The 15,562-nt window shown below is 57.8% G+C and carries 15 protein-coding genes; 9 read left to right on the top strand and 6 right to left on the bottom strand.

Features of this window, described 5'->3' with window-relative positions; translation table 11 throughout:
- Nucleotides 1-18: 18 nt before the first annotated feature.
- Together hutC and AC2FJC_RS09575 are read left to right on the top strand one after the other, a co-directional pair.
- Complete coding sequence (gene hutC, locus AC2FJC_RS09580; protein ID WP_496739323.1) at nucleotides 19-723, top strand: histidine utilization transcriptional repressor HutC; 705 nt, start codon at nucleotides 19-21, stop codon at nucleotides 721-723.
- Between the two features lie 83 nt (nucleotides 724-806).
- Nucleotides 807-2,324 carry a malonate--CoA ligase gene (locus AC2FJC_RS09575; protein ID WP_496739322.1) on the top strand — a complete coding sequence of 506 codons (1,518 nt, stop codon included), beginning with the start codon at nucleotides 807-809 and terminating at the stop codon, nucleotides 2,322-2,324.
- Here AC2FJC_RS09575 and AC2FJC_RS09570 read toward each other — a convergent pair.
- The 5 genes from AC2FJC_RS09570 to AC2FJC_RS09550 all read right to left on the bottom strand — a co-directional run bounded on the left by AC2FJC_RS09570 (nucleotide 2,311) and on the right by AC2FJC_RS09550 (nucleotide 7,955).
- Nucleotides 2,311-3,048 carry a metallophosphoesterase family protein gene (locus tag AC2FJC_RS09570; protein ID WP_496739321.1) on the bottom strand — a complete coding sequence of 246 codons (738 nt, stop codon included), beginning with the start codon at nucleotides 3,046-3,048 and terminating at the stop codon, nucleotides 2,311-2,313. The genes AC2FJC_RS09575 and AC2FJC_RS09570 overlap by 14 nt on opposite strands.
- A 118-nt stretch (nucleotides 3,049-3,166) precedes the next feature.
- The gene (gene serA / locus AC2FJC_RS09565) at nucleotides 3,167-4,762 is read right to left on the bottom strand and encodes a phosphoglycerate dehydrogenase (RefSeq protein WP_496726497.1); all 1,596 of its coding nucleotides are present in this window, start codon (nucleotides 4,760-4,762) and stop codon (nucleotides 3,167-3,169) included.
- 58 nt (nucleotides 4,763-4,820) lie between these two features.
- The gene (locus AC2FJC_RS09560; protein ID WP_496739320.1) at nucleotides 4,821-5,975 is read right to left on the bottom strand and encodes a phosphoserine transaminase; all 1,155 of its coding nucleotides are present in this window, start codon (nucleotides 5,973-5,975) and stop codon (nucleotides 4,821-4,823) included.
- Between the two features lie 159 nt (nucleotides 5,976-6,134).
- Nucleotides 6,135-7,232, bottom strand: a complete 1,098-nt coding sequence (locus AC2FJC_RS09555; RefSeq protein WP_496739319.1) for a Gfo/Idh/MocA family protein — start codon at nucleotides 7,230-7,232, stop codon at nucleotides 6,135-6,137.
- Between the two features lie 12 nt (nucleotides 7,233-7,244).
- Complete coding sequence (locus AC2FJC_RS09550; RefSeq protein WP_496739318.1) at nucleotides 7,245-7,955, bottom strand: GntR family transcriptional regulator; 711 nt, start codon at nucleotides 7,953-7,955, stop codon at nucleotides 7,245-7,247.
- 106 nt (nucleotides 7,956-8,061) lie between these two features.
- Here AC2FJC_RS09550 and AC2FJC_RS09545 point away from each other — a divergent pair, with 106 nt between their 5' ends.
- From AC2FJC_RS09545 to AC2FJC_RS09520, 6 genes are read left to right on the top strand one after another with little or no spacing between them, the layout of a single operon-like run.
- Nucleotides 8,062-9,216, top strand: coding sequence for an LLM class flavin-dependent oxidoreductase (locus AC2FJC_RS09545; protein WP_496739317.1), 1,155 nt, complete (start codon nucleotides 8,062-8,064; stop codon nucleotides 9,214-9,216).
- Complete coding sequence (locus AC2FJC_RS09540; RefSeq protein ID WP_496739316.1) at nucleotides 9,216-10,106, top strand: aldo/keto reductase; 891 nt, start codon at nucleotides 9,216-9,218, stop codon at nucleotides 10,104-10,106. Before AC2FJC_RS09545 ends, AC2FJC_RS09540 begins: the two co-directional genes overlap by 1 nt.
- Entirely contained in the window at nucleotides 10,103-10,621 is a 519-nt protein-coding gene (locus AC2FJC_RS09535; protein ID WP_496739315.1) for a flavin reductase family protein, read from the top strand. Before AC2FJC_RS09540 ends, AC2FJC_RS09535 begins: the two co-directional genes overlap by 4 nt.
- 51 nt (nucleotides 10,622-10,672) lie before the next feature.
- The gene (locus tag AC2FJC_RS09530; protein WP_496739314.1) at nucleotides 10,673-11,260 is read left to right on the top strand and encodes a TRAP transporter small permease; all 588 of its coding nucleotides are present in this window, start codon (nucleotides 10,673-10,675) and stop codon (nucleotides 11,258-11,260) included.
- Nucleotides 11,261-12,550, top strand: coding sequence for a TRAP transporter large permease (locus AC2FJC_RS09525; protein ID WP_496706483.1), 1,290 nt, complete (start codon nucleotides 11,261-11,263; stop codon nucleotides 12,548-12,550).
- 24 nt (nucleotides 12,551-12,574) lie between these two features.
- The gene (locus AC2FJC_RS09520; RefSeq protein ID WP_170417451.1) at nucleotides 12,575-13,636 is read left to right on the top strand and encodes a TRAP transporter substrate-binding protein; all 1,062 of its coding nucleotides are present in this window, start codon (nucleotides 12,575-12,577) and stop codon (nucleotides 13,634-13,636) included.
- A gap of 34 nt (nucleotides 13,637-13,670) precedes the next feature.
- On the opposite strand, the gene AC2FJC_RS09515 is transcribed toward AC2FJC_RS09520, so the two are convergent.
- A complete protein-coding gene (locus tag AC2FJC_RS09515; RefSeq protein ID WP_496726487.1) occupies nucleotides 13,671-14,141 on the bottom strand; it encodes a tetratricopeptide repeat protein in 471 nt (156 codons plus the stop codon).
- A gap of 3 nt (nucleotides 14,142-14,144) precedes the next feature.
- On the opposite strand from AC2FJC_RS09515, the gene AC2FJC_RS09510 reads away from it, so the two are divergent.
- On the top strand, nucleotides 14,145-15,428 hold the full coding sequence (locus AC2FJC_RS09510) for a cytochrome-c peroxidase (RefSeq protein ID WP_496739313.1): 1,284 nt from the start codon (nucleotides 14,145-14,147) through the stop codon (nucleotides 15,426-15,428).
- Nucleotides 15,429-15,562: the final 134 nt, after the last annotated feature.

Genomic DNA, 15,562 nt, shown 5'->3' with positions numbered 1-15,562 from the left:
CAGGACACCAAAGGCACCATGACCCAACCGAACGAAACTACCAGCTACAGGGACATTAAGGAAACCGTGCTGGCGCGCATTCGGTCTGGTGAGTGGCAGCCGGATACGCTGCTGCCCAACGAACAGGATCTTGCCGTCGAATTCTCGTGCACCAGAACGACCGTGAACCGCGCAATGCGAGAGCTGGCGGACGAAGGATTTCTGGAGCGTCGCCGCAAAGCCGGTACAAGGGTTCTAAGCGCGCCGCAAAGGCAGGCCCGTTTCACGATACCCAAGGTGCGGGACGAGGTAGAGGCGTTGGGCGGAATCTATCGCTATGCGCTGGTCTCGGCAGTTGCCGGGCAAGCGCCCGATTGGCTGTCTGCAAGACTGGCGCTGAAACCGGACCAAAACGTGATGCATGTTCGCTGCATGCACTTTAACGGCAATACTCCGTTTCAATACGAAGACCGATGGATCGTCATAGACTCGGTTCCACAGGTGGTGAATGCGGACTTCGCCTCAATAGGCCCAAATGAATGGCTTATACAGACCGTTCCCTTCACCAATGTCGAGCTGAGCTTCCTGGCCAGTCGCGCCGATGAATCGGTGGCCGCTTTCCTGGACCTGCCCATCGGCGAGCCGGTGTTCACGGGCGAACGGATCACATGGCTTGAGGGCCAGCCTGTCACCTTTGCAAAGATGTACTTCGCCGCAGGGTACCGGATGACCACTCAGTTCTAAACCTGACCAAGATTTCCGCTTTACCGTGCCTCTAATCCACGCCAGATTCGGGGCAATCTGGTCCTGCGAGAAGGAAGTATGGGATGGGTAACCCGCTCTATGATCGGTTGTTTGGTATCCATGCGGGCAAGGATACGCCGTTTCTTCACCTGCCTGACGGCCAAACCATTACCCATGCAGCCTTTCTGGACATGGCGTCGCGCATAGCAAACGCGTTGAACGGGTACGAGCTTGAGCCCGGAGACCGAGTTGCTGTTCAGGTGGAAAAGTCACCAGAAGCGCTGGCGCTCTACGCGGCTTGCGCCCAAACCGGATTGATTTTTTTGCCGCTGAATACCGCCTATACATCCGGCGAGCTCAGCTATTTCATCGAAAACAGTGGGGCTGCGCTGGTGGTTTGCGATGCCGCCAAACAAGCGGAACTGACGCCCATCGCCGAGGCGCAAAACGCAAGGTTAGAGACGCTCAACGCTGACGGCTCGGGCAGCCTGATGCGGCGGGCTTTAGGCATGCTTCCTGCTTTCGGACCGATTAAGCGGACAGAGAATGATCTTGCCGCGTTCCTATATACGTCTGGGACGACAGGACGGTCAAAAGGCGCGATGCTGACACAAGCCAACCTGCTGTCCAATGCCGAAACACTGGTGCAGGAGTGGCAGTTTACACAGGATGATGTGTTGCTGCATGCCCTGCCGATCTTTCACACCCACGGGCTGTTTGTAGCGACGAACGTTATTCTGGCCTCGGGCGGATCGATGATCTTTTTGCCGAAGTTTGATCTGGATGACATTCTGCGCCTGATGCCCAATGCGACCTCGATGATGGGCGTGCCGACCTTCTATACCCGATTGCTGGCGGATGATCGGTTCACCGGTGATCTGGCGCAGCACATGCGGCTGTTCATCTCGGGTTCGGCCCCGCTGCTGGCCGAAACGCATGAACGTTTCGAAGACCGGACCGGACACCGCATCCTGGAACGCTATGGGATGACGGAAACTAACATGAACACCTCGAACCCTTATGACAGTGAACGTCGCGCAGGAACTGTCGGGTTCCCGTTGCCGGGTGTCGAGCTAAAGGTAACCGACCCTGACTCCGGTGAGGCGTTGCCACTGGGTGAAATTGGCATGATCGAAGTGCGCGGACCAAACGTCTTCGAAGGCTATTGGCAAATGCCCGAAAAAACCGCCGCGGAATTGCGCGAAGACGGGTACTTTATCACCGGTGATCTCGGGCGCGTGGATGCGGATGGTTACGTACACATCGTGGGTCGCGGCAAAGACCTGATCATTTCGGGTGGGTTCAACATCTACCCCAAAGAGGTCGAGCTGGTTCTGGATGGCCAGCCCGGCGTGCTTGAAAGCGCCGTGATTGGCGTACCACACGCTGACTTCGGCGAAACCGTTCTGGGTATTCTGGTTGCAGAACCGGGCCGAGCGCTTGACCTTGATGCCATCATGGCCAGCGTTCAGAACCAACTGGCGCGGTTCAAACATCCCAGCAAACTGATTGTGCTGAATGAACTGCCCCGAAACACCATGGGGAAAGTGCAAAAGAACGCCTTGCGCGAGCTTTACAAAGATATGTTTACTGCGGATTAGGCTCTAACAGGACACGGCCAGTGTCCGTCAGCAACCAGCATTGACGCCCTTCGAACACAGCTGTGGCCAGTGGTCGACAATAACCGGCCCCTGCGTCCAGATTGACTCGATTTCCGCAATGCTCGGCCCGGTCCACCGGAGTATGCCCATGCACAATCAGCCAGGGGTACGTGCGTGCATCGTGCAGGAACTCCTGGCGTATCCAAACCAGATCATCCTCGGATTGCTGCGCCAAAGGGACACCAGGCCGGATGCCAGCGTGAACGAACAAAAGCTCGCCCTCTTGATGAAAGGTCGGCAGAGCATTGATAAAGTCTAGATGTGCCGGCGGCACAGCGGCGCAGGCCCGTTCGTGAACCTGAAAGATCCGGTCATTGTCCGTGATCTCGACACCGTAAGATGCCAGCGTCTCCTGACCACCAAGCCGGGGATTCAGCCAGTTCAAAGTAATCGGCAACTGCTTGTCTGCAATCTCGCAATCCTGCACGAAACGGACCATCATTCGGTCGTGGTTGCCTTTGACCATAACCCAGTTTCGCCCGGCGCGTTGGCCTTCGATCAGCAGATCCAGCACCTCGCGGCTGTTCGGGCCACGATCCACGTAGTCCCCCAGAAAGACAACCCGCGCATCCGGCCCGCCATCCGCCTCGATAAGGGATAGCGCGTTTTGCAACATGCCCAGTTGCCCATGGATATCGCCGACCGCGTAAATTGGGATGCTCAAAACGTTGCCTCTTGGAATATGTCAGACACTTTGTGCAACAACTCGGTTGCAGAAAAAAGACAATGCCCGCACAAATTTTGCACGGGCATCGCTATGGTCACAATCTTCGGGCCAAAACTCAGGCCACGTCAAATTCCAGCGGCTTGATCTGAGTGAACAACCCAGTTTCCGCCAGTTTCGCCCGCGCTTCAGCGGGAACCGGTTCGTCCACATAAAGGAGCGCAATCGCCTCGCCACCAGCCTCGGCTCGGCCCAGCGTAAAGTTAGCGATGTTTACGTTGTTCTCGCCCATGGTCTGACCCAGCGCGCCGATGATGCCCGGAACGTCTTCGTTGGTGGTATAAAGCATATGGGCACCGACCTCGGCATCGATATTGATGCCTTTGATCTGGATAAAGCGCGGCTTGCCATCGCTGAAAACCGTACCCCCGATTGAGCGTTCGCGCTTGTCGGTTACCACAGTCACCTTGATGTAGCCGTCAAAAACACCGGTCTTGTCCTGATTGGTGGTCGACAGCTGAATCCCGCGCTCTTTCGCTACAACCGGGGCCGACACCATGTTCACTTCCGGGTTGAACTTTTTCATGATCCCGGCAACCACGGCGCAGTTCAGGGCAGCCAGGTTCATCTCAGCCGCGACGCCATCATACAGGATGTTGATTGCCTTAACTGGTTCATCGGTCATCTGACCAATGAAACTGCCCAGGTGACCGGCCAGCTTGATCCATGGACCCATGATCTTGGCCTCTTCGGCAGTGACGCTGGGCATGTTCAGCGCGTTTTCCACCGCGCCAGTCAGCAGATAGTTCGAGATCTGTTCGGCCACCTGCAGGGCAACATTTTCCTGTGCCTCGGTCGTTGCTGCGCCAAGGTGTGGCGTGCAAACGACGTTCGGCAAGTTGAACAGCGGGTTGTCCTTTGCCGGTTCTTCTTTGAACACATCAAACGCGGCCCCTGCGACATGCCCGGATTGCAACATCTCGGCCAGTGCCTCTTCGTCGACCAGACCACCACGGGCGCAGTTGACGATGCGCACGCCAGGCTTGGTCTTGGCCAGGTTTTCGCGGCTCAGGATATTACGGGTCTGGTCTGTCAGCGGTACGTGCAGGGTGATGAAATCGGCGCGGGCCAGCAATTCGTCCAGCTCGACCTTTTCGACGCCCATCTTGGCGGCTTTCTCTTCGCCCAGATAGGGATCGTAGGCGACGACTTTCATCTTCAGGCCCAGCGCGCGTTCACAGACGATGCCGCCAATGTTGCCCGCGCCAATGACGCCGAGAGTTTTATTGGTCAGCTCGATGCCCATGAATTTGGACTTTTCCCATTTGCCTGCATGCGTCGACGTGCTGGCCTCGGGGATCTGGCGCGCGACGGCGAACATCATCGCAATTGCGTGTTCGGCGGTGGTGATCATGTTGCCAAACGGCGTGTTCATGACGATCACACCCTTTTTCGACGCGGCATCCTTATCGACATTGTCGGTGCCGATACCGGCGCGGCCGATGACCTTCAGATTGTCGGCTTTTTCCAACAGCGTCGGCGTGACCTTTGTGGCCGAGCGGATAGCCAGACCGTCATATTGGCCAATCAGCTCGGCCAGCTTGTCCTTGTCCTTGCCCAGGTCGGGCATGAAATCCACGTCGATGCCGCGGTCGCGGAAGATCTGCACGGCGGTTTCGCTGAGTTTGTCGGATACGAGTACTTTGGGGGCCATGTTTGTGGTCCTTGAATGTCATGAAAAATCCGGGCCTGAGACGGCCCGGTAAAGAGGGTCAGGCGGCTTCTGTCTGCGCCGCGATCTCGGCCTCAAAGGCCCATGCCAGCCAGGGCAACATCGCCTCGATATCCGAGGTTTCAACCGTGCCGCCGCACCAGATGCGCAGGCCTGCGGGTGCGTCTCGGTATGCACCGATATCCAATGCGATATTCTCAGCCTCAAGCCGCTTGGCCACAGCTTTGGCGAATGTCGCACCGTCCTGAATGCGTGCGTCGGTGAACTTCAGGCAGACCGAAGTGTTCGACTGTGTCGCCGCATCCTCTGCCAGATTGGCGATCCAGTCATTTTGGTCGCAGAACGCGTGAACCGCACCGGCATTGGCATTCGCACGGGCGGTCAGGCCCTGCAGGCCACCAACCGAACGCGCCCAGTCCAGCGCAAAAAGGTAATCTTCGACCGCCAGCATCGAGGGCGTGTTGATCGTTGCACCGGTAAAGATACCGTCGATCAGCTTGCCGCCCTTGGTCAGGCGGAAAATCTTGGGCAGGGGCCATGCGGGGGTGTAGCTTTCCAGCCGCTCCACTGCACGGGGGCTCAGGATCAACATCCCGTGCGCCGCTTCACCGCCCAGCACTTTCTGCCAGCTGAACGTAGTCACATCCAGCTTATCCCACGGTAGGTCCATCGCAAACGCAGCCGAGGTTGCGTCACAGATCGTCAGGCCCTGACGATCATCCGCGATCCAGTCGCCATTGGGAACCCGGACGCCCGAGGTGGTGCCGTTCCATGTAAAGACAACGTCATTGGCAAAATCAACCGAGGCCAAATCAACGAGCTGACCGTAATCCGCCGTCTTCACCTCGGCGTCGATTTTCAACTGCTTGACTACGTCGGTCACCCAGCCAGAGCCAAAGCTTTCCCAGGCCAGCATCTCAACCTTGCGTTCGCCCAGCAACGACCACAGAGCCATCTCAACCGCACCAGTGTCCGAAGCGGGAACGATACCGATCTTGTAGTCTGCCGGAATGCCCAGCACTTCGCGCGTGCCTTCGATGGCCGCCTTCAGCTTGTCCTTGCCGACGGCGGCACGGTGCGACCGGCCCAGCGCAGCATCGGCCAATTTGGTCAGATCAAATGTGGGGGGTTTGGCGCAGGGGCCCGAGGAAAAACGCGGATTTTCCGGCCGCGTCGCCGGTTGTTCAATGCTCATGTGTATTACCCTTCCAGATACACGCCCCTCGTTGGGGAGGGGTGTCCCACGGACAGAGCTATTGCGTCGCAAAACGCTCAGCAAGCGGAAAAGACGCATCGGGTGCCAAAAACGACACCCGATTATGTGCGTATCTGGAACGCAGGTTTCCTATCGGCATCAAGACGAGAGGCGCACTGTTTCTCCGGTTTCCAATGCCTGTTGCGCTGCCAAACCGATGCGCACGGCCCAAAGGCCATCGTTCAGAGTCACGTCAGGTTGTGCCTTTTCGCCTCGTAGCACAGCTAAGAACCCCTGATGTTGGTAGAAAGTCGAACCATTGTGGTCCCCGGCGGCCAACAGGCGCGGATCGACGGGGATCTCTTTGGTGACCGGACCTTTTGGGGCACGTGGGCTAACGATGATCTGCGGGACCGGCGGCGTGCCAAGATGTTCCGGCCAGAACCGCCCCGGCCCTGGCACCAACGCTTCGATCTTGGCGTCCGGCCCAACGGCCGAGATTTCCTCCTGATATCGGGACCCTTCCGCAAACATGCACAGCTCTAGCATCGCACGCGCGCCCGAGGCGAAGTCCACGATGACATAGCCATGGTCAAGGATATCGGGCGTTTCGCCGTGATAGGTCTCGTCCAGATGATTGACCGCCTGCCCACCACTTGCAGTGACGCGCACCGGGTCGGATTGCAGGATTAGGCGCATCAGGTCGAAGAAATGGCAGCATTTTTCGACAAACGTGCCACCCGTGTTGCGATTGAACCGATTCCAGTTGCCGACCTTTTCCAGAAACGGAAACCGATGCTCGCGGATCGACAGCATCTTAACACCGCCCGTGGCTTCGGCCTCGGCAATCAGCGCGGCAATGGGCGGCATATAGCGATATTCCATCGCCACCCAGATCGGATGCGGATAGTCGCGCTGGAGCCTCTCAAGCCGCTCCACATCCGTCGGATCGGTGAACAGAGGTTTCTCGACCAACAACGGCAACGGGCGCGTCCGGGCAATCTCTTCGATCTGATCCACATGCAGGTGGTTGGGGCTAACGATGACAAGGCAGTCCAGATCGTCGACCGCAAGCAATTCTTCGACTGAAGACAGCATCACCGCATCAGGCGCAATCGCCTGCGCAGCTTTCGCCATCTCGGCGTCAGGCTCAAAAATCGCTGAAACGCGCGTGTCGTCCAGCAGGGCAATATTGTGCAGGTGTTCCTGCCCCATCATACCGCATCCGATCAGCCCGTAGTGAATGGTCCGGGTCATGCGCAGTTCCTTTTACTTCAGTCGTTGGACATAGGTGGCTCGATCCGGGTCGAACCATGTTTTTGAAAACTCAACCGGTTCGGGTTTTTCCGACCAGCTGAACCGTTCGATGTAGCCAACCGTATCTCCGGCTGGCCTGGTGAAATCAGGCGGCGTCCAACCCGGCAACGTCCCGAGGGAAACCCTGTCTTCAGCACGCGTGATCCAGAACCCCAACTGGTGCTGGTAGTACCGATAAAGCGAGTCAGACAGCAGCTGTCGATCAATCAAACCAGCAGACTCATCCAGCCAGATTTCTTCAACCGCGATAATTGTATCATTCAGGTAGCGCATTCGGCGCACCCGCGAGCCCATGTCCGACGAACCAAATCGCGGCAAATCTGCGGGCTTTTTCAGATGGTCAACTGACAGGATATCCGCCCGCGGCAACCCGCCACCCTCGGGCAATTCCAAACGAAACATTGCATAGACGCTGTTCTGCGTTCCGGTCTCGCGTACATAATTGCCCGAACCCTGAATACGCTCCAGCATCCCCTTTTTCTCAAGCTCGGCGAGCGATTTTCGCAGAGTACCGACTGAAACTTTCAATTCCGCAGCAAGGTCTCGTTCGGGCGGCAAGCGCTCGCCATCGATCAGGCGACCGGCAGCGATGTCGCGGATCAAAAGCTCGGCAATCTGAACATAAACCGGCAGGGCGTTCGGGTTTCGGTTGGCTGACGACATCTTTTGGCGCTTCACTCGGTCGCAGGAAAAATTGATACACCATTGATCTACATCAATGTGATTGCTACGCAAGAGGAAAGTCACAGTCGCTTGGAGAACGAATCAGATGACCATCGTCCCCATCACCTCACCCGATCTGGATGCGGCCGAGGTTTCGTGGTTTGCGGCGCTGTGCTCGGACGACTACCAGTTTCTTGGAATGCCCGACGGTGATCTGCGATCCAGCTGGGACCACTGCTCGGGCATCGTGAAAGAGGCCGAGGCGCAAGGGTTCAGAAATATCCTCTGCCCGTCGTCCTATCAGGTGGGGCAAGACACGTTGAGCTTTGTCGCCGGCTGCGCGCCGATCACCGACAAGATCAACATGTTGGCCGCTGTGCGTTGCGGCGAGATGCAACCCATCATGCTGGCCCGCACTATCGCGACACTGGATCACATGCTGCAGGGACGGCTAACGGTCAATATCATCTCGTCCGATTTCCCCGGCGAGAAAGCCGACAGCGCCTATCGCTATCAGCGTTCGCGCGAAGTGGTGGAAATCCTGAAACAGGCGTGGACACAGGACGAGATCAATCATGCCGGTGAGGTCTATAACTTCTCAGGGCTCACAACCGACCCGGCGAAGCCATATCAGACAGGTGGCCCACTGCTGTATTTCGGTGGTTATTCCCCATCCGCTCTGGATCTGTGTGGCGAGCATTGCGACGTCTACCTGATGTGGCCCGAAACCAAGGATCAACTGGCCGAACGGATGAAAGCCGTCCACGCGGTTGCCGAGAACTATAACCGCACACTCGATTACGGCCTACGCGTGCACATGATCGTCCGCGATACCGAGGCCGAAGCGCAGGAATACGCCGACTACATCGTATCGAAACTGGATGACGAATACGGTCGCGCCATCCGTGAGCGTGCTTTGGATTCGACATCACTGGGCGTCGCACATCAGGCCAAGAACCGCGATCTGGCGGATGAGTATGGCTATGTCGAACCCGGCCTTTGGACCGGCGTTGGCCGCGCGCGGTCTGGGTGCGGCGCAGCTCTGGTCGGATCGACCGATCAGGTCATGTCCAAGATCGAGAAATATCAAAAGATGGGCATCCGCGCCTTCATCTTCTCGGGATATCCCCACATCGACGAAGCTCGCCATTTTGGCAGCCGTGTTATGCCTAATCTGAAAACCTGTTCCCTTCCCGAAGCCTACGGAAGGGTCCCTGCAAATACCCCGGCCACACCGCTGGGCAACGGAGTTCGTCGCTGATGCAACGTGTGAAACTATCTGACTCGCTGGACATGAGCCGCATTGTGTACGGCATGTGGCGGCTGGGCGACGACGACGACACTTCGACAGGTCATGTCGAAGCCAAGATTCAGGCCTGTCTGGATCAGGGCATCACCTCCTTCGATCAGGCCGATATCTATGGCGGCTACGCGGCCGAGGCTGTTCTCGGCAACGCCTTGCGCGCAAATCCGGGCCTGCGTCAGCAGATGGAAATCGTCACCAAATGTGACATCGTCGCGCCGATGGGTCGGTATGCGGACGCCAACTGCAAATACTATGACACGTCGCGCGCGCATATACTTAAATCGGTTGACACATCGCTGTCCGAAATGGCCATCGATCATATCGACCTGCTGCTGATTCACCGCCCCGATCCATTCATGGATCATCACGAAACAGGTGCCGCGCTGGACGAAGTTATCGCCAGCGGCAAGGTCGGCGCGGTTGGCGTGTCCAATTTCCGCCCTTGGGACTGGAGCCTGCTGCAATCGGCGATGAACACCCAATTGGTGACCAACCAGATCGAGATTTCTCTGGGCGAAATCGGCCCCTTTACCAACGGTGATCTGGCGTTTCATCAGCAGCATGGCCAGTCGGTGATGGCGTGGTCACCCTTGGGTGGCGGGTTGCTGATGGCTGGAAACCCTCCGGTCGGGGTTGTAGCGGACGAAATCGCCGAGGAATTCGGCGTGGATCGCGCCGCCGTGGCGGTGGCGTTTCTTCTGGCCCACCCTGCAGGCATTCTTCCGGTTTTGGGCACCAACAATCTGGACCGGATCAAGCGCATCTCTGACGCGCTGAAAGTCAATTTGGATCGCGAGAGCTGGTACCGCCTTTATGAGGCGGCACTGGGGCATGAGGTACCATGATGAATGCAATCTCAAAGGACATGACCCGCACATTCGTTCCCCACAGGGACGACACCCGAACCTTGCGCGACGCTTTTGGTCGTTTTGCCACCGGTGTCACTGTTGTCACCTGCGACAGCACAGACGGGCCGGTTTGCATCACCGCCAACAGTTTCTCGTCCCTTTCGCTGGACCCACCACTTGTCATGTGGGCAGGCGATCGCAACTCGCGCCGGTTCCGTTATTTCCAAGAAGCACGACATTTCAGTGTTCACGTCCTTTCAGCGGAACAGGCCGAGCTTTGCTTTGGATGCTCGAAAGATGCGTTTGCGCTTCAGGACATCGACCACGAGCGCTGTGAAAACGGAACCCCGCTGCTGCCCGATTGTCTGGCCCGTTTCGAATGTGAACAGCACGCGTATCACGATGCCGGCGACCACGTTATCGTTATTGGAAAGGTTTTGCGTGCCAGTATGGCAGAGGGAGACGCACTGACATTCTACGCCGGAAAGCTCGGCCAATTCGCGCATCAATAAGCGCGGGATAACTGTCGCGGGAATACTCGCGGCTGAAAAGGGAGGATCCGCATGGGCGGATTGACGTCGGCGCTTGCGCCGATCGCGTTTGCAAATGAAGCCGTGCTGCGATTGGGCCGCGCGGTTGGTGTCGTTGCGATTGCACTGATGGTAATCGCAATCTTGATACAGGTGTTCTTCAGATACGTTTTGGGCAACGCGCTGCCCTGGCCGGATGAGGCCGCTCGGTTCTGCATGTTATGGATGACGGGCCTGATGGCCCCCACGGCATTTCGGCGCGGCGGGTTCGTCGCCATCGACATGGTGCCCCTGATGCTGCCGCGTGGGATCGGGCAGACCCTGAACATCCTGCTGCTGCTGGTTTCGCTGGCCGTGTTGCTGGTCGCCGTCAAAATCGGCTGGTCCGAGGTCACCGGGTTTGGCGGCAAATTCGCCACCGCTGCGCTGTATCTGCCAACGTCCTTTGGATTTGACGAGTGGTATCGCATCCCGCGCAGCTGGATGATGGCATCGCTGCTGGTTGGCGTCATCCTGCTGATCTCAGTCAATATCGAGCTGATCTTGCGCGCCATCGTAACCCTGTTGGGCGGCGGACATCTGCTGCCAGAGATTGCCGATGCACCCGTGGGGGCCGAATAAATGTTGATATGGTTCCTACCCACATTTCTGGTGTTTCTGCTGATCGGTCTGCCGGTCTTTTTCGCATTGCTGGCCGCGCCCGGCATTCTTCTGTGGTTGAACGGTCAGACGGCCGACATCACGCTGCTGTATCGCAATGTCTATAACGGCATGGACAGCTTTCCTCTGATGGCCATCCCCTTCTTCATGCTGGCCGGAGAGCTGATGAACCGCGGCGGCATCACAATCCGTCTGGTTGAGTTCAGCCAAGCCCTGATGGGACATTTCCGTGGCGGTCTGGCGCATGTAAATGTGCTGAGTTCCATCCTGTTTGCGGGGCTGTCAGGCTCGGCCGTGGCCGACACCTCGGCCTTGGGTTCGATGCTGATCCCAGCGATGGAAAAACAGGGCTACACTCGGAAATTCGCTGCTGCGATCACGGCGGCCAGTTCCGTGATCGGCCCGATCATCCCACCCTCAGGCATCATGATCATCTACGCCTATGTCATGGGCGAAAGCGTGGCCGCGCTGTTTCTTGCCGGCATCGTGCCCGGCGTGATGGTCGGCGTCGGCCTGATGCTGATGATCAAGGTGATGGCCGACAAATACGACTTTCCTGTCGCCAGTCGAAAATACACCTGGGGCGAGCGCCGACAGGCTAGCCTCAAAGCGTTCTTCCCACTGCTGACGCCTGTCATCATTCTGGGCGGTATTCTGGGTGGTATCTTCACCCCAACCGAGGCCGCGGCGGTCGCCGTCGGCTATGCGTTCCTCATCGGCTTTTTTGTCTTGCGCACGCTGACGCTGAAAGAGGTGCCTGAAATTCTCAGCAATGCGGGTCTGACCTCGGCCGTCGTTTTGTTGCTGGTCGGCGCGGCGATGGCCTTCAAAACCGTGGTCAGCCTCAGCCACGCGCCTGAACAACTGGCCGAGTTGATCCTCAGCCTTTCGGAAAACCCGCTGATCCTGCTGTTCCTGATTAACCTGCTGCTGTTTGTCGTCGGCATGTTCCTGGACGCAGGTCCCGCGATCATCATCCTTGGCCCAATCCTGGCCCCGATCTTTACCAGCCTCGGCGTTGACCCGATCCACTTTGCCATCATCATGAGCGTCAACCTGACCGTAGGCCTTGCTACGCCGCCTATGGGGTTGGTCCTGTTTGTGGCCGCCGCCGTGTCGCGCGAAAAAGTTGAAACCATCGCCAAGGCCATCCTGCCATTCCTGGCCGTCGAAATCATAGTGATCTTTCTGATCACCTATGTCCCCGCACTATCCATGACGATCCCACGCATAACGGGATTTGCAAACTGACTGAGTATCACAGGGAGGAAACGCATGCTCGGAAGATTTATCAAAACAGCAGCCCTAGCGACATCGCTGGTTGCCGCGTCCGCGATCGCGGCAACTGCAGCTGACTACACGCTGCGCGCGACTGCAAACTCTAATGAAAACGATGAGGATTATGACGGTCTGATCGTTTTCAAGAACTTCGTCGAAGCGGCCTCGAACGGAGCGATCGAAGTCGAATTGTTCATCGGCACGCAGCTATGTTCAAACGGCGCCGAGTGCCTGCAGGGCGTGGCTGACGGTACCATCGACATCTACATCTCCACCTCGGGCGGTGCCTCGGGGATCTTCCCCTACGTTCAGGTTCTAGACCTGCCCTACCTGATGGCCGATGATCGCGTGGCCGAGCGTGTTTTGTCCGGTGACTTCACGCGCACAATGCGCGAAATGGCACTCGAGGATTCCGGCGGTGCGATCCGCCTGATGACCATCGGCAATACCGGTGGCTGGCGTAACTTCGCGAACACGCAACGCCGCATTGCCGAACCCGCCGACATGGAAGGGTTGAAGATCCGCACCGTGGTCGCCGACCTGCCGCAGGAACTGGTAAAGGCACTGGGCGCTTCGCCGACCCCGATCCCGTGGCCCGAGCTGTTCACAAGCTTCCAAACCGGCGTTGTTGAAGGATCCAAGAACGGCATCACCGATATCATGGGTATGAAGTTCCCGGATGCGGGTCTGCAATACGTCACGCTGGACGGCCACGCCTATATGGGTGCGCTGTGGTGGATGAATAACGCCAAGTTCCAGGAGATGCCCGAGGATCTGCGCCGCGTTGTCGTAGACGGCTTCTACGCCCTGCAGCAGGCCACTTTTGCCTCGCCCAAGCGCAAGTCGATCCAGGCTTATGAAGATTTCGTTGCGGGCGGCGGTGACCTCTACGTCCCGACACCCGATCAGAAAGCCGCGTTCAAAGATGCGGCCACGCCTGTTTACGAGTGGTTCCAGTCCAACGTAGCTCGTGGTGATGAGATCTTTGCCGCGCTGACCGAAGCCGTTTCGATTGCGGAAGGCGAGATCAATGCGTCACGCGATGCGGACCTGAACTAATCGATTGTGGGTCGGGCTTTTTGGCCCGGCCCTTTCACCGAAATGGGTACATCCACCCTTTGTAGTCGTTGACCAGAACATGCGCCCTTTCAATCTGCTCCGGCGACATTTTCTTGACCACTTCTTCAAGGCTGATCGCCGCGTCGGGATCGCCTCCAATGGCGCTGAGCGTGTACCACATGTAAGCCCGCACCAAATCAGGCGCGGGCATGCCAAGGCCCAGTTCATAATACCAGCCGACGCCGGATTGCGCCCCGGGATGCCCCTTCATCGAGGCGCGCAGATACCATTCAAAAGCCCGCTCATAGTCCTGCTCGACACCCAAACCAAGGCCGTACATCACTCCGATCAGTTCCTCGGCCTCGGCGTTGCCAGAACGCGCGGCAGGCCAAAGTTCCTCGCGCGCGGCCTCGAACTCTCCGGCCTCCATCATATCGCGGGCCTGCTCCAGCTCGGCCAGTGCCGGGGTGGTAAAAAGACAAAAGGCAAAAACAAACTGGCGCATGGGATGGCTGCTTTCCTCTGGGCCGGGATGGCAATGGCGCAAGAGCTACCACGACCGCTGACAGATGACGATTTCCTGTTCTTTGATATGGAGCAGGCCGCCATCGGTCATCAACTGTTTTACGACCCGATCCTGTCCGGCAATCAGAACATCGCCTGCGCCCATTGCCATCACCCCGATTTCGGAACATCCGATGGATTGTCGCTGGGCATCGGCGAAGGCGGTCAGGGCTTGGGACCCGACCGCACTCCGGGCACCGGAGCCGACAAGATTCGAAAACGTATCCCCCGAAATTCTCCGGGCCTTTGGAATCTTGGGGCGAAGGACATTCACACCCTGTTCCACGATGGCCGCCTGAGTATTTCGGATGATTATGGCAATGGCTTCAACTCGCCTGCACAGGAATGGTTGCCCGAGGGGCTGAATTCACTGCTGGCCGCGCAGGTGCTTTTTCCGCTGACTTCGCAGTTCGAAATGGCGGGCAACGTGGCCGAGAACCAGGTCACAGGCGCTGTACATGACCGGATCGACAAAGGCTGGCCAATATTGGCCAAACGCGTCCGTACCGATCCTCGTTATGGCCCGGCCATCATGGCCGCGTATGATGATGTTGAAACGACCGAGGACATCTCGATCACACAGATCGCCAACGCGTTGGCCGCCTTCATGGCCATTGAATGGCGCAGCACTGACAGCCCGTTTGATCGATATTTAGCCGGGGAAACCAATGCCCTGTCGCCGGAACAAGTGAATGGGATGGATTTGTTCTACGGCAAAGCCCGTTGCTCGGCCTGCCATTCTGGCCCGCTGATGTCCGATCAGGAGTTTCACGCTCTGGCCCTGCCGCCCTTTGGTCCCGGCCGCACCCGGCAGTGGGACCCTTATGTCAGGGACGTTGGACGTATGGGCGAAAGTGACCGGCTAGAGGATGCCTATCGCTTCCGCACTCCGATGCTGCGCAACGTGGCCCTGACCGCACCTTACGGCCACAACGGAGCCTTCCCGGATCTCGAAAGCATGATCCGCCATCATTTGGACCCTGTAGCAAGTTTCGCAAACTGGACACCCGAGACGGCAGCACTGCCCAACGTACCATGGCTAAAAAAGGCAGATTTCATTGTACGGCACGACCGATTTGAAATGCAGCGTGTACGCAGCAAAATCGACATTACCCCGCTGGAATTGTCTGAAGATGAGATCAACAGCCTCGTCGAATTTTTGCATGCCCTTACCGGTACCAGCGTGGACACACCGCCATTTGGCGTGCCCGTTGGCTTCACACCCTAGGATAAACCCCCGCTTTGAAACGGGGGCTCCAAATTTACTCAGCGGCTTCTTCGTATGCGTCCATTGGGGGGCATGTGCAGATTAGGTTTCTGTCGCCATATGCGTTGTCGACGCGGTTTACGGGGGACCAGTAT

Source organism: Ruegeria sp. CDSB117, from assembly GCF_059611005.1.
This window is presented reverse-complemented; position numbering and strand designations above follow the sequence as displayed.